The sequence below is a fragment of the Bradyrhizobium sp. 21 genome, from assembly GCF_023073335.1.
Taxonomy (GTDB): Bacteria; Pseudomonadota; Alphaproteobacteria; order Rhizobiales; family Xanthobacteraceae; genus Bradyrhizobium.
Genome location: NZ_JADPJG010000006.1, coordinates 346695 through 369033 on the forward strand (window position 1 = coordinate 346695; position 22339 = coordinate 369033).

Genomic DNA, 22339 nt, shown 5'->3' on the forward strand with positions numbered 1-22339 from the left:
CTCTGATACGCGTCCTTTTACGCCGTCCGCAACACTGGCGCCGGCGGCTGTGACGGCCGGATCAGCGCGAACGCGACCTGGATGATGCCGCCGGCCAAGCCCAGCGCCACGCCGATGCGCCAGGCCATGGTGTAGGAGCCGAGCGAATCGTAGATCAACCCGCCGCCATACGCACCGAGGAAGCTGCCGATCTGGTGGCTCATGAAGGCGAGGCCCTGGATCATCGCCTGCCAGCGCAGGCCGAACATCTCGGCGACCGCGCCCGCGACCAGCGGACCGACACCCATCCACAGGAAGCCCATGATCGCGCCGAACAGCAGCGTGGAGGCCGGCGTCGCCGGCAGCATGAAATACCAGGCCAGCGCGAGCGAGCGGAAAATGTAGATCGCCCCTAACAGCGCCAGCTTGTTCCAGCGCTGGCCGGCCCAGCCAAAGAACAGCGAGCCCAGCACGTTGAAGCCGCCGATCATGCCGAGCGTCTGCGCGCTCAGCATCGGATCGAGGCCGCAGATCGCCAGATAAGACGGCAGGTGCGTGGTGAGGAACACGAGCTGCATGCCGCAAACGAGATAGGCGCAGGTCATCACCACGAAGGACGCATTGCCGAAGGCGGTCTTCGCCGCGATCATCGCGGTGGCATCGACGATCTCGTCGGTCGCGGGCTTCGGCAGCGGGACCGCGTCGACACGCCCGGCGTACCAGGCCGCAGGGATCATCAGCACCGACATCACCACGAAGCCGGCGAGCCCGACGCGCCAGCCAAAGCCCTCGTTGAGCATCTGCCCGATCGGCGCCGACAGCAGCGCGCCGAGCGAGCCCGCGCCGGAGACGATGCCGAGCACGGTCGAGCGCACCGTTGCGGGCACCGCGCGCGCCGCAACCGACATCGCGATCGCCGCCGCGGTGCAGGCGAGCGAGGTGCCGATCAGCACGCCGGCGCCGATCATGATGGCGACGAGACCGTTCGCGGTTGCCATCAGCACAAGGCCGGCGATGTACATGAACGAGCCTGCGATCATGATGGGACGGAAGCCGTAACGCGTCGTCATCGCGCCGGCGAGCGGCTGGAGAAAGCCCCAGGCGAGGTTCTGCACCGCCAGCGCCAGCGTGAAATCCGAGATCGACAGATGGATGTCATGCGTCAGCGGCTGCATGAAGATGCCGAGGCTCTGCCGCAGCCCCATGCTCAGCGTCAGCATGATCGAGGCGCCGATCAGGATCGGCAATGTCGGACGCAGGACCTGCAACAGGGGCATTATTCTTCTCCCTCGTGGGTGCGGCGCGCGCGCCCGCGTCTGCAATTCGCATTGATTTTGGTTACACAGACCTGTGTACTTAGGCTATGGATATCAGGTGCTGTCAAGCCAAGAGACCTTCGAGAGGACGCTTTCCGCCGCATGGCTCCCCCGCCCGCCCCACAGACGATGAAAGAGCGGATCCTCGAGACCGCAGACAAGCTGTTCTATCTGCAAGGCATTCGCGCCATCGGCGTCGATACCATCGCGGCCGAGATCGGCATCTCCAAGCGCACCCTCTACAACCACTTCCCTTCCAAGGACGCGCTGATCGCGGCGTATCTGGAGCGCCGCTTCGTAGCTCAGCGCCCCTCTGACAAGCCGCCCGCCGAGCAGATTCTTGCGACGTTCGATTCGCTGGAGCGGCGGTTTTCGGCGAAAGACTTTCGCGGCTGCCCGTTCGTCAATGCGGTCGCCGAGCTCGGGCCCACCGACCGCGCCGTGAAGAAGATCGCAATCGCCTTCAAGGAAAGCCGCCGCATCTGGTTTCGCGAGCGGTTGAACGAGCTTGGCGTTGCGGATGCAGAGGCGCTGGCAACGCAGCTCGTGCTCCTGGTCGACGGCTCGATCGCGCAGGACCTCGTGCGCGACGACCCCGCGATGGCACGCGCGGCGAAGGAAGCGGCGAAGGTGCTGTTGCGGAATGCGGGGGTGGATGTGGGGGACGGCGCGGTGGCGAAGGGACACAAGCCGCGGCCACAATAAACAACGTCGTCCCGGCGAAGGCCGGGACCCATACCGCGTGATCTATCGGCGAACGTCTGTGTTAGACTCGTGAGACGGCTTCACTGCCAGTCTTCGTCAAACAGCTCGCTGTGGCTATGGGTCCCGGCCTTCGCCGGGACGACAATTGAGTGTACTGCGACAGCATTCGCACCAGTTGCGCGACCATATCAAAATGCGCCTGTTTTGCCCGACGAGTCAAACGGCGTTGCTCTCCGCATCAGCCGCTTTTGCTGCCCGCGTAACCCATTGATTCCGCTAGCATCGGCTACTGTGCATGGGGTTGTTTTCGCGCTTTTTATTTGCGCTGGCCCTGTGCAGGCACCCTCACGCCGCGTGCGACACCACGCGATTGCGGCCGTCGTGCTTGGCGCGGTACAGCGCGGTGTCGGCGCGCTTGAGGACGTCGCCGACCGGCTCGCCCTTCTGCTCCAGCGTGGTCAGGCCGATCGAGATCGTGACCTCGATGCGCTTGGTGCCCTTGTGAACGGAGAACGGCTCGCCCGCGATCGAGCGGCGCAGGCGCTCGGCGACCATGCCGGCGACGTGGAGATCGGTCTCCGGCATCACGATGACGAATTCCTCGCCGCCGTAGCGGCAGGCCAGATCAATGCCGCGGATCGACTTGCGCACCCGCACCGCGAACTCTCGCAGCACGTCGTCGCCGGCGTCGTGGCCGTAATTGTCGTTGATGGACTTGAAATAGTCGATATCCAAAATCATCAGCGCCAGTGGCTTGCCGCGGGTCGAAGCCTGCTCGGCCAGCGTCGCGAGATGGCTCTCCATGTAGCGGCGGTTGTGCAGCCCGGTGAGCGCGTCGGTGATCGCCATCTCGATCGAGTTCTGCACGTTGTCGCGCAGATGATCGGTGTAGCGGCGGCGGCGGATCTGGGTGCGGGCGCGCGCCAGCAGCTCGATCTTGTCGATGGGACGCAGCAGATAGTCGTTGACACCGATCTCGAGGCCGCGGAGCAGCCGCGTCGAGTTCTCGGGGTCCGCGATCGCCAGGATCGGTACATGGCGCGTGCGCTCCAGCGAGCGCGCCTGGCTGCACAGCCTGAGCCCGTCGAAATTGTTGAGGTCGAGCGAGACGATCAGCAGGTCGTAATTGCCCTCGGCGGCATGGAACAGCGCTTCCGTCGGGTTCGGCTCGACGTCGATGGTGTGCTCGGCGGCCAGGATCGTCGCCAGCCGCTCATAGGAGGACTGGCGGTCGTCGACCAGGAGAATGCGGCCGCCCTTGCCGGTGTCGGCCACTGCACTGCGCTCGGGCGCCTGCATGCCGATCTCGAGTGAAGTGATGGCGCGCATGCGCAGCTCATCGGTCATCATCTTCAGCCGGGTCAGCGAGCGCACGCGCGCGATCAGCACGACGTCGGAGACGGGTTTTGTGAGGAAATCGTCGGCGCCGGCTTCCAGCCCGCGATTGCGGTCGGACGGGCTGTCGAGCGCGGTGACCATCACGACGGGAATGTGATGCGTGGCTGGATCGGTCTTGAGGCGGCGGCAGACCTCGAAACCGTCCATGTCCGGCATCATGACGTCGAGCAGGATGATGTCGCATTCGGCGCGGCTGGCCAGCGCCAGCGCCTCGGTGCCGTTCGAGGCGGTCATCACGTCGAAATATTCGGCGGACAGACGGGCTTCGAGCAGCTTGACGTTGGCAGGGACGTCATCGACGACCAGGATACGCGCAGACACTGAAATACACTCCCTACCCGATGAAACGCCGGACGGTCTCGATGAATTTGCCGACCGAGATCGGCTTGGACAAATAAGCCTCGCAGCCGCCCTCGCGGATGCGCTCTTCGTCGCCCTTCATCGCGAACGCCGTAACGGCGACGACGGGAATGGAACGCAGTTCCGGATCGTCCTTGATCCAGCGCGTCACCTCGAGGCCCGAGACCTGCGGCAGTTGGATATCCATCAGCACGAGGTCGGGCCGCATCTTGCGCACGAGGTCGAGCGCCTCGTAGCCGTTGCTGGTGCCCGAGGTCTGGTAGCCGTGCGCCTCCAACAGGTCGCGGAAGAGCTTCATGTTGAGCTCGTTGTCTTCCACGATCAGGACGGTCTTAGCCATCCCGCCCTCCTGATTGGTCCGCAGACCGATACATGTGCCGCCTCAGGCGCCGCTTTCCGGCGCTTCGAAAACTGGATTCAAACTAGCCTCAGATTCGCTTGAGTTTCGTTAAACCCAAGGGCCGACTTTCTGCGATGTGGTTTCCGATTGCTTGTCGGGGGTCGCAAGACTCCGGTTGGAAGATTCCGGTTGGAAAGTTGGAAAGACTTGGGCACGAGACTCGGGCATGATGATTCCAAAGTAGACACTGAAAGTTAACGGAAAGGCAAACCGGACCCTTGAAAAAGCCTGTTCACAACCCCCGAGAAGTCGCTGAAATCGTTGCGATTCAGGCGCTGTCTTTCGTTGCCGGCGATCCCGAGCGGCTCGGCCTGTTCCTGGCCGAGACAGGGGTCGGCCCGGAGACCCTGCGCAATGCCGCCTCGGACCCTCATTTCCTCCTCAGCGTGCTCGATTTCGTGCTGCGCGATGACGCGACCGTGAAGGCCTTTGGCAGCGCATCGGAACTGCATCCGACCAATATTGCCGCGGCGCGGCAGGTGCTGGGCGAGGCGCTCGGCGACCGGACCTGGGAGCGCGACGTGCCGTGAGCGCTCCCGATCCGGCCGGACCCCGCTGCTTCTGCCGGGATTGTCTGGCCGATCTGGACATGAGCCTTCAGAACTCGGGTGTGCGGCGCTGCTCTGCCTGCGGTTCCCCCCGCCTCATCCGCCACCGCGCGCTGTCGCGCCTGACCCTCGCCCATATCGACTGCGACGCCTTCTACGCGACGGTCGAGAAGCGCGACAACCCTGACATCGCGGACAAGCCCGTCATCATCGGCGGGGGAAAGCGCGGCGTGGTGTCGGCCGCCTGCTACATCGCGCGCACCTATGGCGTCCGCTCGGCGATGCCGATGTACAAGGCACTGGAAGCCTGCCCGCATGCGACGGTGATCGGGCCGGACATGGCCAAGTACGTCCGGGTCGGACGCGAGGTCCGTCAAGCCATGCAGGCGTTGACGCCGTTGGTCGAGCCGCTCTCGATCGACGAGGCCTTTCTCGATCTCTCCGGCACCGAAAGGGTGCACGGCATGATCCCGGCCAAGGTGCTGGCGCGGTTTGCCCGCGACATCGAGCGCGACATCGGCATCAGCGTCTCGGTCGGCCTCTCCTGCAACAAGTTTCTCGCCAAGATCGCCTCCGACCTCGACAAGCCGCGCGGCTTTGCCGCGCTCGACCAGGAGGAGGCGCGCGCGATGCTGGCGGACAAGCCGGTCGGATTCATCTTCGGCGTCGGACCCGCGACACAGGAACGGCTGGTACAACGCGGCTTCCGCCTCATCGCCGATCTGCAAAAGGCCGACGAGATCGAGATGATGCGGCAGTTTCCGAGCGACGGCCGCAGGCTGTGGCGGCTCGCCCGCGGCATCGACGACCGCCGCGTCGAGCCTGATCGGGGCGCCAAGACGATTTCGAGCGAGACCACGTTCGAGACCGACATCCGGGATTTCGCGACGCTGGAGAAGATTTTGTGGCGGCTGTGCGAGAAGACATCGTCACGGCTGAAGAGCAGCGAACTGGCCGGCTCGACCGTCACGCTAAAACTGAAGACTTCCGATTTCCGCCAGCGCACCCGCTCGCAGTCGATCGCGGTCCCGACACAGCTCGCCGCAAAGATCTTCGCGATCTGCCGCGAGATGCTGGCCAAGGAGATCGACGGCACCGCCTTCCGCCTGATGGGCGCCGGCGTCAGCGCGCTGCGCGAAGGCTCAGTCGCCGACGACACCGACATGCTCGACCGCCGCGCTGCGCATGCCGAGCGCGCGGTGGACAGTCTGCGCAAGAAATTTGGTAGCGCCGCCGTGATCCGCGGCATCGCGTATGACGGGCCGGAAAAGGCGCAGGAGTGATGACAGCCGAACGCGATCTCACCGCGTTGCTGAGACACATGAAGCCGGAGCTGCGGCCAGGCATCTTCGTGTTCTGCACGACCCCGCCAAACGAAAGCCTTCCAGCGGCGATCAATCCGCTACTGACATTCCGCGAGCGGGAAGGCACCACGCTCGTGATCTTGCGCGAAGAGGCCGAAGCGGCAGGACTGCGCTATGCATTCGCCTCGCGCCTGATCACCTTGACTGTTCATTCCTCGCTGGAGGCCGTGGGGTTCTTAGCCGCAATCACTGCGGGCCTGGCCGAAGCCGGTATCAGCGTGAACGCCGTGTCGGCCTTCCACCACGATCATCTCTTCGTCCCGGCTGACCGAGCCGATGAGGCACTGGCTGCTTTGCGTGAGATGTCCGCGGCAAAGCAGGATGGGTAGAGCGAAGCGAAACCCATCCTTCGCCACTACGGCATCAATCCGCCACCGCGATCGCCTCGATCTCGATCATCCATTCCGGCGCGGCGAGCGCGGAGACGCCGACGAGGGTAGAGGCAGGCGGCTCCATGCCTTCGAAGAAGGCGGAACGGGCCTTGCCGATGATCGGGCGCAGCTCCGGCTTGTAGTTCACGACGAAGGTCGTGATCTTCACGATGTTGGAATAGCTGGCGCCGGCCGCCTTCAACGCGTGGCCGAGATTCTGCATCACCTGCGTGGTCTGCGCGGCGATATCGCCCTCGCCGACGATCCGCCCCTCCTCATCCACCGATACCTGGCCAGAGATGTAGATGGTGCGTGCGCCCGTGGCGGTGACGACGTGGGAATAGGCGGGATTGTGATGCAGGCCGCTGGGGCGGAGATGATCGAGCTTGGGCATGACTGGCTCCCCGGAGTTTGTGGTTGGCAGGGAGCGTAGCCGCAGAGCGGGCTGAGAGCTAGTCCGTCATTGCGAGGAGCTCTTGCGACGAAGCAATCCAGAATCTTTCCGCTGAGGGGTTCTGGATTGCTTCGCGGAGCCTGTCATCGGGCCGCGTCGCGCGGACCCCGTGGCTCGCAACGACGAGGAGAGAACGCGGCCCCTCAATTGCAGGGCTTGCTGTCCTTCGCGTCGAACTTGCCCATCGCGCCGGAAATCACAAAATCGTTGTAATCCAGCACGAGCTGGCGCGAGACGCCGTTTTCGTAGAGCTCGAAGGCCATCGCATAGACCGGCGTCTGCTCGCCTTCCTTCTGCTGGGCGTCGTGGTCGAAATAGCTGACGGTCACGGGCCAGCGCTTGAGCGATTTCATGTGCTCGTCCGACGTCGATGCATCAGGCGCGGCAGTGCGGTCGGCGGCGATCGGCTGGCCGATCACGGTCAGCGTGTTGTAGACCTTCTGGCCGTCGTCGGAGCCGTCATACACCGAGAGCTCGAGCAGCGACTTGCCGTCCTTGGCGGCGGCGATGATGCGCTGGATCTGCTCGGTCGGAAACACGATCTTGCCGTCGAGGGTGAAATTCTTCGGCGCCGGCAGCTTCAGCTTGACGTTGATGTGGTCGCCGTCGCGCTCGGCCGAACCGTCGACCCGGCCGGCATCGGCTTCGTTCATGCGCGTCTCGATCTTGAAGCGGTAGCTTTTTCCCGCGGCGTCCTCCCAGGAGTTGGAGCGGAGGTCGCTGAGCGTGACCTTGCCCTCGCCGCTGTCGAGCTCGGAGACCTGGCGGAATTCGGAGGTGTAGCCCTCGCACGAACTTCCGGTGAAATTGTATAGGATGCGGCCGCGCGCGCTGTTGACCGAGTTCGAGCGGGATTTGACCAGGCTCAAATCATAGAGCGCCTGATGCGCGAGGAATGGACCGTTGGCGGCCTGCGCGACGGCTCCGGGGCCAAAAGCAGCGGCCGCGAGCGCCGTCACACCGAGTGAAGTCCGGAAAAGGTGCAGCATGTCTGTTCCCTGGGGAAAGCGCAGATTCGACAGTTTAGTGACCGTTCCATTGCGTCGCAACTGAGGCCGTTTCACGTAATGTTGCGGCCCCCGCCTTGAACCTCCTGCCCTGCCTCAACAAATGCAGCCCCCTCCGGTTGCTTGCATGTGGCGGCACGATGGGCGAAACAGGGCGCGCCCCGGCAGCCGACGGACGTGCCGGGGCGGATGAATTTTCCTGGACATTGAGGTCGAACATGGCGGGCACGGTCGAGCAGAAACTGGCGGAACAGGGCATCAAGCTGCACGAGGCTCCCACCCCCGTGGCCAATTACGTGCCCTTCGTGCGCACCGGCAATTTGCTGTTCGTCTCCGGCCAGGTCTGCTTCGCCCCCGACGGCAAGCTGATCGCCAAGGGCAAGCTTGGCGCCGGCGTCTCCATAGAGGAAGGCGTTGCGGCTGCGCGCGGCTGCGCGGTCAATTTGCTGGCCCAGGTAAAGGCGGCGCTCGGCGACCTCGACAAAGTCGTGCGCGTGGTGCGTCTCGGCGGCTTCATCAACTCGGCCCCGGACTTCCTGGACGGGCCAAAGGTGCTCAACGGCGCCTCGGACCTGATGGTCGCCGCCTTCGGCGACAAGGGCCGCCACGCCCGCACCACCGTCGGCGTCGCCTCGCTGCCCGCGGATGCTGCGGTCGAGGTCGAAGGCGTGTTCGAGGTCGCCTGAGGCGGAGCTGACGGCGTTGCGCGCCCCTGATTGGCTGACAGCCCGGCCGGTTGCCCATCGCGGTCTGCATGACATCTCCCGTGGTATCGTGGAGAACATGCCGGGCGCGGTGCAGGCTGCGATCGCGGGCAATTTCTCGATCGAGGTCGATATCCAGCTCTCCGCCGACGGCGAGGCCATGGTGCATCACGACCATGCACTCGGCCGCCTCACCGAGGCCACCGGCGAACTGGTCGAGAAGACCGCAGCCGAACTGAGGGGCCTCAAGTTCAAGGAAACGGCCGAGCGGATGATGTCGCTGTCCGACCTCTGCACCATGGTCGCCGGCCGCGTGCCGCTGGTGATCGAGGTCAAGAGCCATTTTGACGGCGACCGAAAGCTGGTCACGCGGATGGCCGAGGTACTGGCATCCTATGACGGGCCCGCCGTCGGCATGTCCTTCGATCCCGACCAGGTGCTTGCGCTACGCGAGCTGTTGCCCTCCCGCCCGCGCGGCATCGTCGCCCAGCGCAGCTATGAGGACGAGTATTGGGCCTACCTGACTCAAGAGCAGCGCGACAGCATGCTGTACCTGCGTCACGGCTTCCAGACCCAGCCCCACTTCGTCGCCTTCAAGGTCGACCACCTCCCGGCCCCCGCCCCCTGGATCGCCCGCAACGTCTTCGGCTGCGCCCTGCTCGGCTGGACCGTCCGCACACCCGAGCAGCGGACGCGGGTCGGGCAATATGCGGATCAGATGATTTTTGAGGGGTTTGTGCCGTAGGCGCTATGTCGTGCTGGCGAAAGCCAGGACGACTCGCGGATAGGCGCTGTGCGTGCATTTGCAGAGGTGAGTTCCGCCCTCTTGAAGTCGCTGCCGCAATGCACGATCTTGGGCACGATGGCATCACCTGAAATCACACTTGAGGCCGTACCTTCCATCGGCGAGGTCTCTGCCGAGGATTGGGACGCTTGCGCCCATCCCGGCAAGATTTGTAACGGGCATGGCAAGGGAACCTCATCCGCCCTTCCAGGCGATTCCCTCGGCCTCTCAAAACCTGCCTATAACCCGTTCGTCTCCCACGCGTTTTTATCAGCCGTCGAGAAATCAGGTTCGGCGACGATCCGCACCGGCTGGGGCCCACGGCATCTCGTGGCCAAAGCCAATGGGTGCGTCGCCGGCGTGGTGCCCTGCTATCTGAAATCGCACTCGCAAGGCGAATACGTTTTCGATCGCGGCTGGGCCGATGCCTATGAACGTGCCGGCGGGCGGTACTATCCGAAGCTGCAGGTCTCGGTTCCCTTTACCCCGGCCACCGGACCCCGGCTACTGGTCCGCGACGGCGTCGATCGCGAGGGCATCACGGAGGCGCTGGCGAGCGGGCTGGTGGCGCTGTGCGGCGTCAGCAAGGCCTCCTCGGTGCACGTCACCTTCGCCCGGGAGGCGGAGTGGAAGCTGCTCGCCAAGCACGGCTTCCTCCAGCGCACCGACCAGCAGTTCCACTGGCACAACGAAGGTTTTTCCACCTTCGACGACTTCCTCGCCACCCTGAACTCACGCCACCGCAAGTCGATCAAGCGCGAGCGGCGTGACGCGCTCGCCGCAGGCATCACGATCCACTGCCTCACCGGCAAAGACATCACCGAGGACGCGTGGGACGCGTTCTTCATGTTCTACATGGAGACCGGCTCGCGCAAATGGGGTCGGCCTTATCTCACCCGCGAATTCTTCTCGCTGATCGGCGAGACCATGAGCCAGGACGTGCTGCTGGTGATGGCTCGCCGCAACGACCGCTGGATTGCCGGCGCGATCAACTTCATCGGCTCGGACACGCTGTTCGGCCGCAACTGGGGCGCGGTCGAGCATCATCCGTTCTTGCATTTCGAGGTCTGCTACTATCAGGCGATCGACTTCGCCATCAACCGCGGCCTCACCTATGTCGAGGCCGGCGCGCAGGGCGAGCACAAGATCGCGCGCGGCTACCTGCCGCGGACCACCCACTCCGCCCACTTCATCGCCGATCCCGGCCTGCGCCGCGCCATCGACGATTACCTCGAGCGCGAGCGCGCCTATGTCGCGGAAGCCGGACGGGAGCTCGCCGAGCTCGGCCCGTTCCGCAAAGGCGCCAACGAGGCGTCTTGACGGTTTGCCGTGGCTGATGACAGTAAGCGCAAAATCTAAGCGCAAAATTCTAAGCGCAAAGTTTTGGGAGCCGCCGCCATGACCGCCTATGACACCAACAATATCTTCGCAAAAATCCTGCGCGGCGAATTCCCCTGCCACAAAGTTTACGAGGACGAGCACGTGCTCGCCTTCCTTGACATCATGCCGCGCGTGCCGGGCCACACGCTGGTGATCCCAAAAGCCCCCGCCCGCAACATCCTCGACATCAAGTCCGACGACTACGCCCATGTCGCCCGCGGCGCGCACAAGATCGCCGCTGCCGCGATGACGGCATTCAAGGCCGACGGCATCACCGTGCAGCAGTTCAACGAGGCGGCTGGCGGACAGGTGGTATTTCATCTCCACATGCACGTGATGCCGCGCCACGACGGCGTGGCGATGCTGCCCCCCGCCAGCCGCAAGGAAGATGTCAAAGTGCTGGAAGAGAACGCGACCAGGCTGATCGCGGCGCTGAAGGGGGGCTAGTCGACCGCCCCCTCTGGTCGATCTCCGCTCTGCCGCAACGCAACATCGCGGGCTGACCCACGACTCAATGAAAGGCTAATCTGAAGCACCTTGTGACGCCCGCCATCGTCAACTAAAACGTGTGCCTTTGATTTAAGTCATTTGGGGCACGGATGGCCAAGAAGATCTTTGGGACGAAGGAAACACTTCAGGAATTGAAGGATTGGGTCCGGCAGGATTTCGAGGAGTGGTACGATAGCGCCGATCACATTATTTCCGCGGTCGAGCGCAAAGTTCACAGGGACCTGACGATATTTGCTGACCAACTGCATAGCCATCAATTGGTCAAGCTCTCCGTGAGACGGAAGGCAAGAGAAAGCTTCGTCAACAAGATCTGGAACAAGCTCCACGGGCAGAAAGTCGCCGAGCTCGACAAGGCCCATCTGGGCCGCAGGATTGGTCCCGAGGATCTGGTGCAAGACCTCGTCGGCGCTCGCTTCATCATGTACGCCGGCCGCGACCAATTGCTCCCAATTGGCTTCCTGTCGTTCTGGCAAGAACTGCGCGTCGAGGAGCTGAGGATCTATTCCATTTTCCCGGAGGGATCGCCGTTCTTTCCGGCTGAACTATACGATCAGATGAACCGGCTTTTCGACAAGGTCACCGGCGTTCAGCAAAAGGATAGCGGATACGAATCGATTCACGCAATCGCACGCATCGACACCGAGTATGCGAAGGTGCGCCTGAAGACCATCGCTCCATCTTCCATGGCTCCAGGTCGCCGAAAGCAGGTCTCGACCGAACAACTGGATACGCTGAAGTTCGTGACCGACCGAACGTGGGACAGCCTCAAGGCGCTCGACGCTGGTTCGGGAAACGGAAAGGCAGGCGCGGTCGCCAAAATCGAGCGAGCGTTGTTCGATGCGGAGATGGCGGCCCTTGAACATCTCGGCAAGATCAACTTCGAAGTCCAAATCCGTACGGCGCTCCAAGACAACTGGGCGCAGATCGAGCATCAGGTTCGATACGGCATCGAGAAAGCCGCGGGCCCTGCGCCTTCGGCGTCAGCAAGATCGACCAACAGCCGAGACTTGCTGCACCAGGTATTCAAAACGCAGACCATCCTGACCAGCGCCCTCGAGCAAAGCCAAAGGCTGGTCCCCTTAATCATCGGCTACGACAACGACCAGCTGGACCTCAAATCTCTAACTCTTGGGAAGCGCCGACATTTCTTCGACGATCCCGCCCTGGATCCGCTGCTCAAGCAAGTGGATGAACTGAACAGGCAATTGGAGGAGCGGCTCACGCGCCCAATCGTGAATGACAACACACTGGAACAGCTGCTCAAGCACATAGAGCAATTGAGCATCTCGTCGGTGTTGGACTTTCGGACATTCAAGATCGACGACAAGCCGGAGGATTGGGGCCGGCGGCGGTATATCCTCCTCATGCTTGGCTATGTGCTACTCAAGGGAAATGCCGAGCAAAGAATGCGCGTCGTTCAATGGTTCAAGCTGGGTAAGAAAAATGCGCGGATGCCCCAGGATCCATATTGGGCCGCGACCTATATCTATGACCACATGAGGTTTGTGGACACTCACTTTCGGACCAATACGTCAAAACTTAGGAGCCATTTTTGCGACCCCTTGCTCGCGTATCGCGTCGCCGGACTGGCCGTTCAGCGAGGAGAATTTCACAAGGCCATCAACGAACTGGATGTCGCAATGAAGCATGACTTCTTGGAGACATTCCGGGAGAACGAACCGAGCAATCTGAAAACTCTCAACCGCGCTCGCTTCGAGCGGAGGTGCGCGCAATATCATTGGTGGACCTATCTTTCGAACAGGACCGAAAACGCGGGTGAGCTTTTCCAGGCGATAAGTCGCATGCAGAAGGTGTTGGCAATGACGGAAGCTGATATCGCGGCGTACGATATTCCGGGTTTCACTTCCGATGATCGTGCCGATATCCTGAAGCGTGAGCAACGGTCAGCAGTTCTGGCGTTTATCCTTTACAGCTTTCATCGATATGTATTGCGGCGTCCGGAGCTGCCCAATTGGCCGGGCTTCAACGAGGCACACGAAAGTGTCGCTCGGAACCTTATACAGCTGTTCGGCACGGCCCCACCGCTTCACTTGGCCGACTTGAAGGCTTATCCAGGGCCGCTCTACGGCGAGAGGCTTTTGGTGGATGCTATTTTGTCTGCGCAGGAAAGCTACGCAGATGCCATTGCTACCATTCACCGCGCCGTCGCCGATTTCGAGAAATGGCCCGGAAAGACGGATCTCCACGGCGACCGCATCGCCCTCGCGAGGGAGATCGAGGACTTCCTGTCTTCTCTGTCTCGTGCGTACCAAGGGTAGGCAGCCACTTGTTCTACTCCGTCTGGAAATCCCCGGCCTGCGGCGCGGCCAGTGGCGTGAACTCGCAACGGTCGGGCTTGATGTCGATCAGCGGCGTGTTGTCGATGCAATCGAGGCCGCGCACTAGAATCGCATTTCCCTCGATACCGACGAGCTTCACGATCGACGTGCCGATCGGGTTGGGGCGCACCGGCGAGCGCAGCGAGAAGGTGCCCCGGGTCTTCTCGTTGTTCTTCGGGCTCTGCAAAACTATGTCGCGGCGCGACCTGTCGAGCCAGTACAGCACTTCGAGATTGCTGTAGAAATCGACGCCCTTGATCGCCGGCACGAACGGCTCGAAGATCTCGAGGCGGCATACCGGGCCGTCATGACGCCCCTGCCGCGGCGTCTCCATCCGCGAGGTCCAGGGCGTGCGGATACGGCCGATGAAGACGAGGCCGGCGTCCCGTGTCGGCGGCAGCTCGATGGAGACCTCGCCCTCGCGGAGCTCGTTTTCGCGAACCATATTTCCAGTTCCCTGCTGTTCGCGAAGGGTTTAGCCCAACCACCACGTGCCGGCCAGCAGGAAGACCTCACCAGCGACCACGCCGGCGAAAATGGAGCGGCGGGTCAGCAGAAAGACGACGAGGCCGGCGCCGACCGCACCGTAGCGCAGGACATCAGGCACGCTTGCCAACGCGCCCGGCGGCTCGACTACGATCTGGGCGATGACGCCGGCCAGGATCGCGGTGGCAACTGCCCTCACCCACACCAGCAGCTCAGAGCCCTCGTCGATACCGCCGCCGAACCACAGGCCCAGCATGCGCCAGATCTGGTTGGGAACGACGCCGGCGACGAACAGCACCGCCAGCGCGTGCCAGTCGCCAATGAGCTGCGCAAAGCTCATGCGCGCACCTCCCGCCACCAATGCACGCCGTAGGCAATCGTGCCCGCTGCGAGGCCGCTGACGAGGATGTCGAGGCCGGAGTTCATCTTCGCGGCCAACGGGTAGAGCAAGATCCCGAGCGCCAGCGCGACGACATCGGCGACCTCGCGGCTGTTGCGCGCGGTCGAGAACAGGAACGACAGCGGGGTCAGCAGCAGGATCGCAGCGCCCAACGTCTGCGTGAGATTGGCGGCAAGGAAATAGCCGACCGTGTTGGCGGTGAGACACACCGAGACCAGCCCGCAGCCGAGCCCGTGGACGAAGGCGATGCGCCGCTCGCGCGGCACCTGCGGCAGGAAGCGGTGGCATTCGACCCACAGCGTCACCGCGGTGAGATGTGCGGCAAAGATCATCTCGCGCCGCTTGGTCGTCGGCGTGCGCATCAGCGGCAGCACCGAGACCACCATCGGAAACAGGCGGATCGCACTCACGGTGACCGCGATCGCGGACTGGATGACGGTCGCGCCGGAACCAAGCGTGGTGATGAGGATGATCTGCGCTGGACCTGCCCAGACGAATAGCGTCGAGCAGAGCGCCCAGAGCAGGCTGAAATGGCTGTCATGCGCGAGCGCGCCGATGCCCAGATAAGTCACGAACAGCACGACGGTGAGGATCGTCTGCGTGATCGAGCGCAGGCCCCACGCAAAAGCACGCCCGGGGCTTTGCCATTGAGGTGAATCGAGCGGAGGAAGCGCCACGGGAATTTTGGCCGGCTGAGGAATCGTGCCCGCATAACGGGCAATGCGGTGCCTCGCGTCAAGGAAGCACGCGGCGGGGCTGGCATGCGCGAAGACACGCCCCTACCCGCTCACACCCCGGTTCTTCAGCACGAAGCAGGCCCCGCCCGCCTTGCGGATGCGACCGCAGAGTTCATCCGCCTCGCTCCGCGTATCGGCGCCGATGCGCACCTGATAGAAAGCCCGCGTGCCGCGGCTGCGCATCACCGAGCTCAGCAGGCTCGGATCGCGCTCGCCGATCGCCGCGCTCAGCCGCGTCACCGCGCGGGAATACATCGCCAGCGCCCTGCTCCGGTCGAATCCGGCGGCGAGCTGCACGCCCCAGATCTTTGCGGCGGCAAGCTCGACATGCTGCTCGAGCTCGGCGACGAAGGCGTTCGGCGCGCGCTTCAAGAGCGCCATCAGATCGCGGCAGCTGGTCGGCGGCGAGCTCGGCGGCCCCTTGCCTGTCGCTCCCGCCTTGGCCCATGCATCGACGCTGGTACCTGTAATGGCGTAGACATAGTTGCGGGTCTGCTCCGGCATGCCGCCGGTGCCGGCCAGCCATTCCTGCACCCGGCGCGGCCCGGCATTGTAGGCGGCGGCAGCCAGGCCGAGATTGCCGAACTGGTTGCGCAGCTCGTTCAGGAACTCCGCCGACTTCGGCAGCGCCTGCACCGGATTGAAGGGATTGAGCAGCCCGCGCTCGCTCGCGGTGCCCGGCATGAATTGCGCGATCCCCTGCGCATGTTCGCCGCTGCGCGTCGTGGGCCCGACGGCATCAGCCTGGAAGCGGCTTTCCTGCCAGATCACGCGGGCGAAGAATTCCAGCGGCAAACTGGCATCGCGCGCGGCGGCCTCCACGATCAGGCAGATCGACTCCCGCGTGTCGCTCTCGCGCGCATCCGGCTTTTCCGGAGGCGGCGCCGGCTCTTCGACGCTGGGGACGGCGACATCGGGCTTTGCGGGCGAGTTTTCAAGCGCCGCGGCCTGTGACGCCGAGACGAGCAGCGCGATGCTCATACCCAATGCCATCTGCCGCCATCGCGGGCAGGCATGGTGGTGGCGCGCGCCGGCGCGGCATGCAACAAGATGAATTGCCATGTCGTGGCATCGTGCCATGGTTCGACGAGTTGCCAATATATGCTGCCTGACCTGCTTCTCCCAATGCGTTACCCCGCCAAACGGATCCGCGTGATCCTTGCCCTCGCTGCATTCATCCTGAGCGTCGTGCCAGCCACCGCGCAGGTGACGGCTCAAGTCACCCCTCAGGTCACGTCTCAAGTCAATTCTCAGGTCACTTGGCGGATGACCACGGAATACCCGGAGAATAACATCTCCGGGATCGGGCTCACGACCTTCGCCAGCCGCGTCTCCGAGCGCACCCACGGTTTCGTGACCGTGACGAACGCCTTCGACAACGAGCTCAAGATCAACTCGGGCCAGATGCCGCGCGCGGCGCTGGACGGCCGGATCGCGGGCGGTGATGCCTTCGCGGGCGCGCTATCGGGCCTCGACCCTGTCCTCGGATTGTCCACCCTGCCCTTTCTCGTGCAATCGGTCGAGGTCGCCCGCGCCAGCAATTCGCGGGCGCGCCCGCTCTATGAGAAGGCGCTCGCGGCGCGCGGCCTCAAACTGCTCTATGTGACGATCTGGCCGGCCACGGGCCTCTGGTCGGAACGGTCGCTCGACGGCGGCGATGATTTGCCGAAACTGAACTTGCGGGCGTATGACACCAATTCCAGCGAGGTCATGCGTGCGGCCGGCGCGAACGCACAATTCCTCCCGATGGACGCGGCGCTCGCCGGATTGAAGGAGCATCGTCTAAACGCGTTCCTTACCTCCGGCGACGGCGGCGCGGGACGCAAACTGTGGGACTTCCTGCCGCATTTCACCGCCATCAACTACGCGATGCCTATCTCGATTGCCTTCGTCCGCAGCGACGCCTTTGCCCAGCTCGCCGAGCCGATGCAGCGCGAGGTGCTTGCCGCCGCGGCCGAGACGGAGCAGAGCCAGTTCGCGCTATTGGCCCATCGCACCTCCGAAAATTATGCGCGCATGCGCGACAATGGCGTCCGCATCGCCGAGCCGGCGCCGCCGTCCCTTGTCGCCGCGCTGCGCAAGGCGGCGACGCCCGCGATCGCCGCCTGGGAGACGCAGGCAGGTCCGGATGCTGCTGCGATCGTCGAATGGGCCCGGCAGCAGTGATGTATCTGCACTTGACTTGAAGGCCGATCCCACTAGCAACGGGGCGATATCAACGCAGGCCAGACAACTCAGATTTGCCCGGATGCAAACGATCTATTTCGATCTCGACGGCACGCTGACCAACCCGAAGCCCGGGATTACGCGCTCGATTCAGTATGCCCTGGAGCGGCTGAACGTCGCCGTGCCGAGCGAGGACGAACTGACCTGGTGCATTGGCCCGCCGCTGCATGCCAGCCTGCAAAAGCTCACCGGCAGCGCGGAACTCGCCGACCGGGCGCTGCTGCTCTATCGCGAGCGCTTCAGTGATGTGGGCCTGTTCGAGAACGAGGCCTATGCCGGCATCATCGACACTCTGACGACGCTTGCCGCGACGACACCGCGCATGTTCGTGGCCACCAGCAAGCCCGCGGTCTACGCCACCCGCATCGTCGAGCATTTTGGACTAAAACCGTATTTCGAGCGGGTGTTCGGCTCCGAGCTCGACGGCACCCGCGTCGACAAGCGTGACCTGCTGCGTTACGCGCTCGACGAAGCCAAGGTCGATGCGAGCAAAGCGATCATGATCGGCGACCGCAGCCACGACGTGATCGGTGCCCGCACCAACGGCATGACCGCGATCGGCGTGCTCTATGGTTATGGCAGCGAGACCGAGCTGCGGGACGCCGGCGCGCATCATATCTGCGCCGCGCATCCCGAGCTGCTGGGCCATTGCGTGATCTAGGCACGGACTCATTACGGCAGCCAGCCAGATGCGGCCCCAGACTCCAGCGCGCCGCCAACGAACGAAGCGGTTGTAGCAAGTAGTGTACGGGCCAAATGTCCCCGGTAGATCGCAAGACCCGGAAGATCTCATTGAGAACATGACGATCGTCAACCCGAGGAATGCCACGCGGCTTGCAAGCGGCTGCGGCCACGTTGCCTTCTCAATCTCAATGCACGATGCTGTGCTTGTTGGTTGACAGACCACGATCGAGGTCAAAAATGATACTTCGCAGAAGTGACGGTGTGTGGCTGAATGAACCTGAACGATGGACGGCAGAGGATGACGATCTGCAGATCTTCACGGACAAGGCAACCGATTTCTGGCGCGAAACCCATTACGGCTTCAACCGCGACAGCGGGCATTTCCTGGGCTTTCCGACGAGCGAAGCATTCACCGCCGATTTGCATGTTCAGGGCGATTTCCGTGCGCTTTACGATCAGGCGGGCATCATGGTGCGCGTCGACGCGCATCACTGGGTCAAGGCCGGGATTGAACTCTCGGATGGCCGCCCCATGCTCGCGAGTGTATTGACCAACGAGCAGTCAGACTGGGCGACAGCCCCCTATGAGCATAATGCCAACGACTTCTGGATCCGCGCAACCGTCGTCAACGGTGTCCTCCGACTGCAAATTTCGGCCGACGGCAAGTCCTGGCCTCTCATGCGGCTGGCGACCTTTCCGAAAGCAAACTCTTACCTTGTGGGACCGATGGCCTGCACGCCCGAACGAGCGGGGCTTGAAGTCGTTTTCTCGACGTTTCGTCTGACACCACCGCTCGGAAAAGACCTGCACGACTTGAGCTGAGCATTTTCCTCGCAGGGGGTGCATGTCTCCTTCTGATTGGAGCGTTGGCCCCTGTGCGGCAGCGGCGTTTATAGGTACACGGCCTGGTCTATCAGGCGCTGACGGTGTCCACCGCCGCCAGCATGCCGGTCTTGGGGTGACAGTTCAGATATTCGAAGAACTGCTCGTCGACCGCGGCCACCGTGACCTCGTGATAGAGCCGCAGCTTCGCTGACGGCCCGAGCGTGGAAAGATATTTCATCGCCGCGCCAAAAATCTTGACGTGGGTCGGATGCGACTCTGCCCACCGCTCCAGCGCAGCCAGGCTCTTCCACCAGCTTTGACCGTAGGACTTTTCGCTCGCGCCTCCGTCAGTTGCAAGCACGCGCATGTAACGGTTGGCGTAGCAGCCGATGCCAAGCCCATCGTCGCGCAGAAAATCCATGCCCTCGCGCAGCACCGGTTCGACGTCGTTGAGATAGAGCTTTCGCTCCGACGCCTGGGTATCGCTCCAATCCTGTCCTGATCGGATCAGGCAGAGATTGTCATGCGCCTTCACGCGCAGACGTGCGCCATCGCGGATCAGTTCCGGAGCGCCGCCGGGCGTCATCGCGTCGGTCTGTGACAGCGGGATACGGTCGCGCATGCCGCCCCAATAGGCGTGCTCCTGCACCTCGCCGCTCATGCCGTCGGCGAGGACGGCGATGCCCTCGGGCCGGCCGACCGAGGAGAACAGCGTCTCGTGCCGCGCCACCATGGGGCGGAGCACCTCGATGAAGGTGCCGACGCCCGCGCGCGGCGTCCCGGTCCAAGCCTCGCGCGCCGGTCCGAACCAGGCGTCGAAGCGCACGATGTCGTCCCAATAGGCCACCGAGACGACGGTCTCGTGGCCGGCCTGGTCGACATAGTGGGCGCGGTCCCAATGCGAGGGCCCGCCTTCCGTGGCAAACCGCGTCGCGATTTCGGCGAGCGCGTCCGTCGCAACCGTCGGCGCCGCGCCGCGATATTGAAGGCCGAAATAGGCCATCACCACGCGGCTCACGGCGGGCTGGTAGCGCGCCACGAAGGACGGATATGGCGGCTGGTAATCGTCCGGCACGCGCTTGTGGCGCGTGCGCGGGGTCTCGAGATGCAGAGGAATTGCAGATTCCATGATCGTGTCCCTCCTTCGATCCGGGCGATCAACTCGCCGCCGCGGCAATGTCCGTGGGCTCGACGGTGTCGACCGGCAGCGCAAACTGCTCGACGCGCTGGTAGCGCTTCTTGTTGAGCAGGAGCCGCGTCACGTCTGGCCGCGAATAGTGCCCGGCGGGATCGGCGGCGTTCTTGGCGACGCCGATGGCGCCGAGATCGATCTCGGCGATCAACAGCCCCTCCTGGTCCGGCGCGAGCTTGTCGCCGATCTGACTGCCGTCGGGGCCATAGATCGCGGCAAAGCCGCCCCCGGTATGCAGCAGTGCGTGTTTGTCGGGCCGGTCGCAGAGTTCGTCGATCATCGCCTGTGACACTGTCGCGCAAGGGGCCAGCACGAAGCAGGAGCCCTCCACCGCGTAGACGCGCGAAGCCGCGTTGTTGACCTCGGCGCCGAGCGCCGGTGCAAAGGGATCGTAGAGCGAAAAGCTTGGCCAGGCCGCGACATGCACCTGCTCGTTCTGGGCGTACATGGCATATTTCGAGAGCGGCTGGAGATGCTCCCAACAGCACAGCGCGCCGATGCGCCCGATGTCGGACCTGGCGTGGACGGCGAGGTCGCTGCCGTCGCCCTCACCATAGACCGTGCGCTCGGCATGGGTCGGCCGCAGCTTGCGGCGCTTCGCGATGGTCTCGCCATCCGGCCCGATCAGCCATTGCGCCAGGTAGAGGCTGCCGCCGTCGCGCTCGGACAGGCCGATCACGGCGGTGAGGTTCGCCTTCCGCACGGCCTCACACAGCTTCGCGGCCTGCGGACTGTCGTAGGACAACGAATTGTCGAAATAGCGCTGCACAAAGCCGCGGCCGATCGCCCAGGCCGGAGAGTCCAGCCAGATGTGCCAGGGATAGCCGGGGATGAAGGCCTCCGGAAAGGCGATCAGCTTGGCGCCCTTTTCCGCCGCCTCCCTGATCAGCGCAATCGACTTGTCGACCGAGGCGTCGAGATCGAGCCAGGCGGGCGCCGCCTGCACCACCGCGACCTTGTATTTCGGATGTTGGATGCCCATTCCCGCCTCCTCGTGCTCCACTGGGACAGGGCCGCTTTCCGGTTGATCGCGGCCCGCCCCCGATGCAGTCTATAGGGCCAGAGCGGGACGTGGCCCGCTCGACCGCCTCGGCACGAAAATTCGACTGGAATGGCGGTACGGAATTTGCCTCGATCTGTGCCGGGGCAGTGATCGCACGCGACTTTCGGGACGTGAAAGGGAGGCCAGCCCATGTCCATCCAGTTCACCACGGACGGCAGCCCCAGCCACCGGCGTCTCGCCCTCTGGCAGGACATCGTCTGCGACGTCTTCGTCGGGCTCGACTGCAAATCGGATCTTGGCAGCGCCTTTCGTGGCTCGGTCACGCAGGCCGCGCTCGGCAAGGCGGTGTGCTCCGAGGTCTCTTCCGACCGCCAGCACGTCTTCCGCACGCCCTCGCGGATCGCGCGCTCGGACCAGGATTTCGTCCTCATCGCGCTTGGCAATCGCGGCGCCGGCGGCGTCGTGCAGGACGGCCGCGAGACCGTGATCCATCCCGGCGAGTTCGCACTCTACGACACCACGCGTCCCTACGAGCTGAAGTTCAACGATACTTTCACCCAGACCATCTTCAAGGTGCCGCGGCATCTGTTGCAGCGCCGGCTCGGCAGCACCGAGACGCTCACCGCGATGTCATTCGGCGCCGATGTGCCGCTCGAACGGCTCGCCTACGATTTCATCGTCAGGCTTTGCCAGAGCGCAGACCGGCTCGCGCCGGACAATGCCGCGGCCTTGTCTGAACAGGCTGTCGATCTGCTGGCGATGGCGCTGAGCGAACGGCTCGGCAAGACATCGCTGCCGTCGTCGACCCACCGCTCTGCCCTGCTCTACAGGCTGAAAGCGCACATTCGGACGCACCTTGCCGATCCCGACCTGTCGCTGTCGGAGACCGCAGCGGCGCTCGGCATCTCCTCGCGCTATGTGAACGATCTCCTCGCCGACGAGGACGCCTCGTTCCAGCGCTACGTCCTCGGTGAGCGCCTCGCCCAATGCCGGCGCGATCTCGCCTCGGCCGTGCTCGCCCACCGCCACATCAGCGAGATCGCCTTTGCCTGGGGCTTCAACGACCTCTCGCATTTCGGCCGCGTCTTCCGCGAGCACTTCGGAATGTCGCCGCGCGACTTCCGGCACAGCCAGTTGCGGCATTGACATCCGCCCTAGCCATTGGCC

The 22339-nt window shown here is 63.7% G+C and carries 24 protein-coding genes and 1 pseudogene; 13 read left to right on the forward strand and 12 right to left on the reverse strand.

The features are described 5' to 3' along the window. Positions 1-17 precede the first annotated feature (17 nt). A complete protein-coding gene (locus IVB31_RS11395; protein ID WP_247321879.1) occupies positions 18-1256 on the reverse strand; it encodes an MFS transporter in 1239 nt (412 codons plus the stop codon). A gap of 141 nt (positions 1257-1397) precedes the next feature. On the opposite strand from IVB31_RS11395, the gene IVB31_RS11400 reads away from it, so the two are divergent. Next, positions 1398-2000 carry a TetR/AcrR family transcriptional regulator gene (locus tag IVB31_RS11400; RefSeq protein WP_247321880.1) on the forward strand — a complete coding sequence of 201 codons (603 nt, stop codon included), beginning with the start codon at positions 1398-1400 and terminating at the stop codon, positions 1998-2000. A gap of 345 nt (positions 2001-2345) precedes the next feature. Here the strand turns inward: IVB31_RS11400 and IVB31_RS11405 are convergent, their stop codons facing one another. Beyond that, positions 2346-3719 (reverse strand): PleD family two-component system response regulator, encoded by a 1374-nt coding sequence (locus IVB31_RS11405; protein WP_247321881.1) that lies wholly within the window; start codon positions 3717-3719, stop codon positions 2346-2348. Positions 3720-3732: 13 nt separating this feature from the next. Next, positions 3733-4098, reverse strand: coding sequence for a response regulator (locus tag IVB31_RS11410; RefSeq protein ID WP_008130064.1), 366 nt, complete (start codon positions 4096-4098; stop codon positions 3733-3735). Positions 4099-4376: 278 nt separating this feature from the next. On the opposite strand from IVB31_RS11410, the gene IVB31_RS11415 reads away from it, so the two are divergent. From IVB31_RS11415 to IVB31_RS11425, 3 genes are read left to right on the forward strand one after another with little or no spacing between them, the layout of a single operon-like run. Then, a complete protein-coding gene (locus tag IVB31_RS11415) occupies positions 4377-4688 on the forward strand; it encodes a DUF3572 domain-containing protein (protein ID WP_247321882.1) in 312 nt (103 codons plus the stop codon). After that, positions 4685-5989 carry a DNA polymerase IV gene (locus IVB31_RS11420; RefSeq protein ID WP_247321883.1) on the forward strand — a complete coding sequence of 435 codons (1305 nt, stop codon included), beginning with the start codon at positions 4685-4687 and terminating at the stop codon, positions 5987-5989. Before IVB31_RS11415 ends, IVB31_RS11420 begins: the two co-directional genes overlap by 4 nt. Next, positions 5989-6399 (forward strand): ACT domain-containing protein, encoded by a 411-nt coding sequence (locus tag IVB31_RS11425; RefSeq protein WP_247321884.1) that lies wholly within the window; start codon positions 5989-5991, stop codon positions 6397-6399. Before IVB31_RS11420 ends, IVB31_RS11425 begins: the two co-directional genes overlap by 1 nt. Before the next feature lie 34 nt (positions 6400-6433). On the opposite strand, the gene IVB31_RS11430 is transcribed toward IVB31_RS11425, so the two are convergent. Both IVB31_RS11430 and IVB31_RS11435 read right to left on the reverse strand, forming a co-directional pair. Then, positions 6434-6835, reverse strand: a complete 402-nt coding sequence (locus IVB31_RS11430) for a RidA family protein (RefSeq protein WP_247321885.1) — start codon at positions 6833-6835, stop codon at positions 6434-6436. 203 nt (positions 6836-7038) lie between these two features. Further along, positions 7039-7884 (reverse strand): cell envelope integrity EipB family protein, encoded by an 846-nt coding sequence (locus tag IVB31_RS11435; protein WP_247321886.1) that lies wholly within the window; start codon positions 7882-7884, stop codon positions 7039-7041. A gap of 236 nt (positions 7885-8120) precedes the next feature. On the opposite strand from IVB31_RS11435, the gene IVB31_RS11440 reads away from it, so the two are divergent. From IVB31_RS11440 to IVB31_RS11460, 5 genes are all read left to right on the forward strand, one after another. Then, entirely contained in the window at positions 8121-8588 is a 468-nt protein-coding gene (locus IVB31_RS11440) for a RidA family protein (protein ID WP_247321888.1), read from the forward strand. A 16-nt stretch (positions 8589-8604) separates the two neighbouring features. After that, positions 8605-9351: a glycerophosphodiester phosphodiesterase gene (locus IVB31_RS11445; protein ID WP_247321889.1), complete on the forward strand. Its 747-nt coding sequence runs from the start codon at positions 8605-8607 to the stop codon at positions 9349-9351. Between the two features lie 117 nt (positions 9352-9468). After that, positions 9469-10710: a GNAT family N-acetyltransferase gene (locus IVB31_RS11450; RefSeq protein ID WP_247321891.1), complete on the forward strand. Its 1242-nt coding sequence runs from the start codon at positions 9469-9471 to the stop codon at positions 10708-10710. Positions 10711-10788: 78 nt separating this feature from the next. Further along, a complete protein-coding gene (locus tag IVB31_RS11455) occupies positions 10789-11217 on the forward strand; it encodes an HIT family protein (RefSeq protein WP_247321892.1) in 429 nt (142 codons plus the stop codon). 152 nt (positions 11218-11369) lie between these two features. Then, positions 11370-13559, forward strand: a complete 2190-nt coding sequence (locus IVB31_RS11460) for a hypothetical protein (protein WP_247321893.1) — start codon at positions 11370-11372, stop codon at positions 13557-13559. A 13-nt stretch (positions 13560-13572) separates the two neighbouring features. Here IVB31_RS11460 and tsaA read toward each other — a convergent pair whose 3' ends face one another. From tsaA to IVB31_RS11480, 4 genes are all read right to left on the reverse strand, one after another. Further along, positions 13573-14064, reverse strand: coding sequence for a tRNA (N6-threonylcarbamoyladenosine(37)-N6)-methyltransferase TrmO (gene tsaA / locus IVB31_RS11465; RefSeq protein ID WP_247321894.1), 492 nt, complete (start codon positions 14062-14064; stop codon positions 13573-13575). A 30-nt stretch (positions 14065-14094) separates the two neighbouring features. Further along, positions 14095-14445, reverse strand: coding sequence for an AzlD domain-containing protein (locus IVB31_RS11470; RefSeq protein WP_247321895.1), 351 nt, complete (start codon positions 14443-14445; stop codon positions 14095-14097). After that, positions 14442-15182, reverse strand: coding sequence for an AzlC family ABC transporter permease (locus tag IVB31_RS11475; protein WP_247321896.1), 741 nt, complete (start codon positions 15180-15182; stop codon positions 14442-14444). The genes IVB31_RS11470 and IVB31_RS11475 overlap by 4 nt, the downstream gene beginning before the upstream one ends. 102 nt (positions 15183-15284) lie before the next feature. Next, a complete protein-coding gene (locus IVB31_RS11480) occupies positions 15285-16235 on the reverse strand; it encodes a lytic transglycosylase domain-containing protein (RefSeq protein WP_247321897.1) in 951 nt (316 codons plus the stop codon). Between the two features lie 108 nt (positions 16236-16343). Between IVB31_RS11480 and IVB31_RS11485 the strand changes: the two genes are divergently transcribed. Continuing rightward, complete coding sequence (locus IVB31_RS11485) at positions 16344-17408, forward strand: TRAP transporter substrate-binding protein (RefSeq protein WP_247321898.1); 1065 nt, start codon at positions 16344-16346, stop codon at positions 17406-17408. An 82-nt stretch (positions 17409-17490) separates the two neighbouring features. Continuing rightward, entirely contained in the window at positions 17491-18129 is a 639-nt protein-coding gene (locus IVB31_RS11490) for an HAD family hydrolase (protein WP_247321899.1), read from the forward strand. Between the two features lie 27 nt (positions 18130-18156). Here the strand turns inward: IVB31_RS11490 and IVB31_RS11495 are convergent. After that, positions 18157-18322: pseudogene (locus IVB31_RS11495) on the reverse strand (transposase); the annotation flags it as partial. Between the two features lie 67 nt (positions 18323-18389). On the opposite strand from IVB31_RS11495, the gene IVB31_RS11500 reads away from it, so the two are divergent. Beyond that, positions 18390-18974, forward strand: coding sequence for a DUF1349 domain-containing protein (locus IVB31_RS11500; protein WP_247321900.1), 585 nt, complete (start codon positions 18390-18392; stop codon positions 18972-18974). A 91-nt stretch (positions 18975-19065) separates the two neighbouring features. On the opposite strand, the gene IVB31_RS11505 is transcribed toward IVB31_RS11500, so the two are convergent. Both IVB31_RS11505 and IVB31_RS11510 read right to left on the reverse strand, forming a co-directional pair. Further along, on the reverse strand, positions 19066-20106 hold the full coding sequence (locus IVB31_RS11505) for a phenylacetaldoxime dehydratase family protein (protein ID WP_247321903.1): 1041 nt from the start codon (positions 20104-20106) through the stop codon (positions 19066-19068). A gap of 28 nt (positions 20107-20134) precedes the next feature. Further along, positions 20135-21151: a carbon-nitrogen hydrolase family protein gene (locus IVB31_RS11510; RefSeq protein WP_247321905.1), complete on the reverse strand. Its 1017-nt coding sequence runs from the start codon at positions 21149-21151 to the stop codon at positions 20135-20137. A gap of 210 nt (positions 21152-21361) precedes the next feature. Between IVB31_RS11510 and IVB31_RS11515 the strand changes: the two genes are divergently transcribed. Further along, complete coding sequence (locus tag IVB31_RS11515; protein ID WP_247321907.1) at positions 21362-22318, forward strand: helix-turn-helix domain-containing protein; 957 nt, start codon at positions 21362-21364, stop codon at positions 22316-22318. Positions 22319-22339 lie beyond the last annotated feature (21 nt).

What these genes read in the sequence shown, in the direction of transcription:
- IVB31_RS11490 (WP_247321899.1), top strand. Translation starts at nt 17,491, where the DNA reads ATGCAAACGATCTATTTCGATCTCGACGGCACGCTGACCAACCCGAAG.
- IVB31_RS11460 (WP_247321893.1), top strand. Translation starts at nt 11,370, where the DNA reads ATGGCCAAGAAGATCTTTGGGACGAAGGAAACACTTCAGGAATTGAAG.
- IVB31_RS11450 (WP_247321891.1), top strand. Translation starts at nt 9,469, where the DNA reads ATGGCATCACCTGAAATCACACTTGAGGCCGTACCTTCCATCGGCGAG.
- IVB31_RS11505 (WP_247321903.1), bottom strand. Translation starts at nt 20,106, where the DNA reads ATGGAATCTGCAATTCCTCTGCATCTCGAGACCCCGCGCACGCGCCAC.
- IVB31_RS11480 (WP_247321897.1), bottom strand. Translation starts at nt 16,235, where the DNA reads ATGGCATTGGGTATGAGCATCGCGCTGCTCGTCTCGGCGTCACAGGCC.
- IVB31_RS11455 (WP_247321892.1), top strand. Translation starts at nt 10,789, where the DNA reads ATGACCGCCTATGACACCAACAATATCTTCGCAAAAATCCTGCGCGGC.
- IVB31_RS11500 (WP_247321900.1), top strand. Translation starts at nt 18,390, where the DNA reads ATGATACTTCGCAGAAGTGACGGTGTGTGGCTGAATGAACCTGAACGA.
- IVB31_RS11410 (WP_008130064.1), bottom strand. Translation starts at nt 4,098, where the DNA reads ATGGCTAAGACCGTCCTGATCGTGGAAGACAACGAGCTCAACATGAAG.
- IVB31_RS11430 (WP_247321885.1), bottom strand. Translation starts at nt 6,835, where the DNA reads ATGCCCAAGCTCGATCATCTCCGCCCCAGCGGCCTGCATCACAATCCC.
- IVB31_RS11485 (WP_247321898.1), top strand. Translation starts at nt 16,344, where the DNA reads ATGCTGCCTGACCTGCTTCTCCCAATGCGTTACCCCGCCAAACGGATC.
- IVB31_RS11435 (WP_247321886.1), bottom strand. Translation starts at nt 7,884, where the DNA reads ATGCTGCACCTTTTCCGGACTTCACTCGGTGTGACGGCGCTCGCGGCC.
- IVB31_RS11510 (WP_247321905.1), bottom strand. Translation starts at nt 21,151, where the DNA reads ATGGGCATCCAACATCCGAAATACAAGGTCGCGGTGGTGCAGGCGGCG.
- IVB31_RS11515 (WP_247321907.1), top strand. Translation starts at nt 21,362, where the DNA reads ATGTCCATCCAGTTCACCACGGACGGCAGCCCCAGCCACCGGCGTCTC.
- IVB31_RS11440 (WP_247321888.1), top strand. Translation starts at nt 8,121, where the DNA reads ATGGCGGGCACGGTCGAGCAGAAACTGGCGGAACAGGGCATCAAGCTG.
- IVB31_RS11400 (WP_247321880.1), top strand. Translation starts at nt 1,398, where the DNA reads ATGGCTCCCCCGCCCGCCCCACAGACGATGAAAGAGCGGATCCTCGAG.
- IVB31_RS11470 (WP_247321895.1), bottom strand. Translation starts at nt 14,445, where the DNA reads ATGAGCTTTGCGCAGCTCATTGGCGACTGGCACGCGCTGGCGGTGCTG.
- tsaA (WP_247321894.1), bottom strand. Translation starts at nt 14,064, where the DNA reads ATGGTTCGCGAAAACGAGCTCCGCGAGGGCGAGGTCTCCATCGAGCTG.
- IVB31_RS11425 (WP_247321884.1), top strand. Translation starts at nt 5,989, where the DNA reads ATGACAGCCGAACGCGATCTCACCGCGTTGCTGAGACACATGAAGCCG.
- IVB31_RS11395 (WP_247321879.1), bottom strand. Translation starts at nt 1,256, where the DNA reads ATGCCCCTGTTGCAGGTCCTGCGTCCGACATTGCCGATCCTGATCGGC.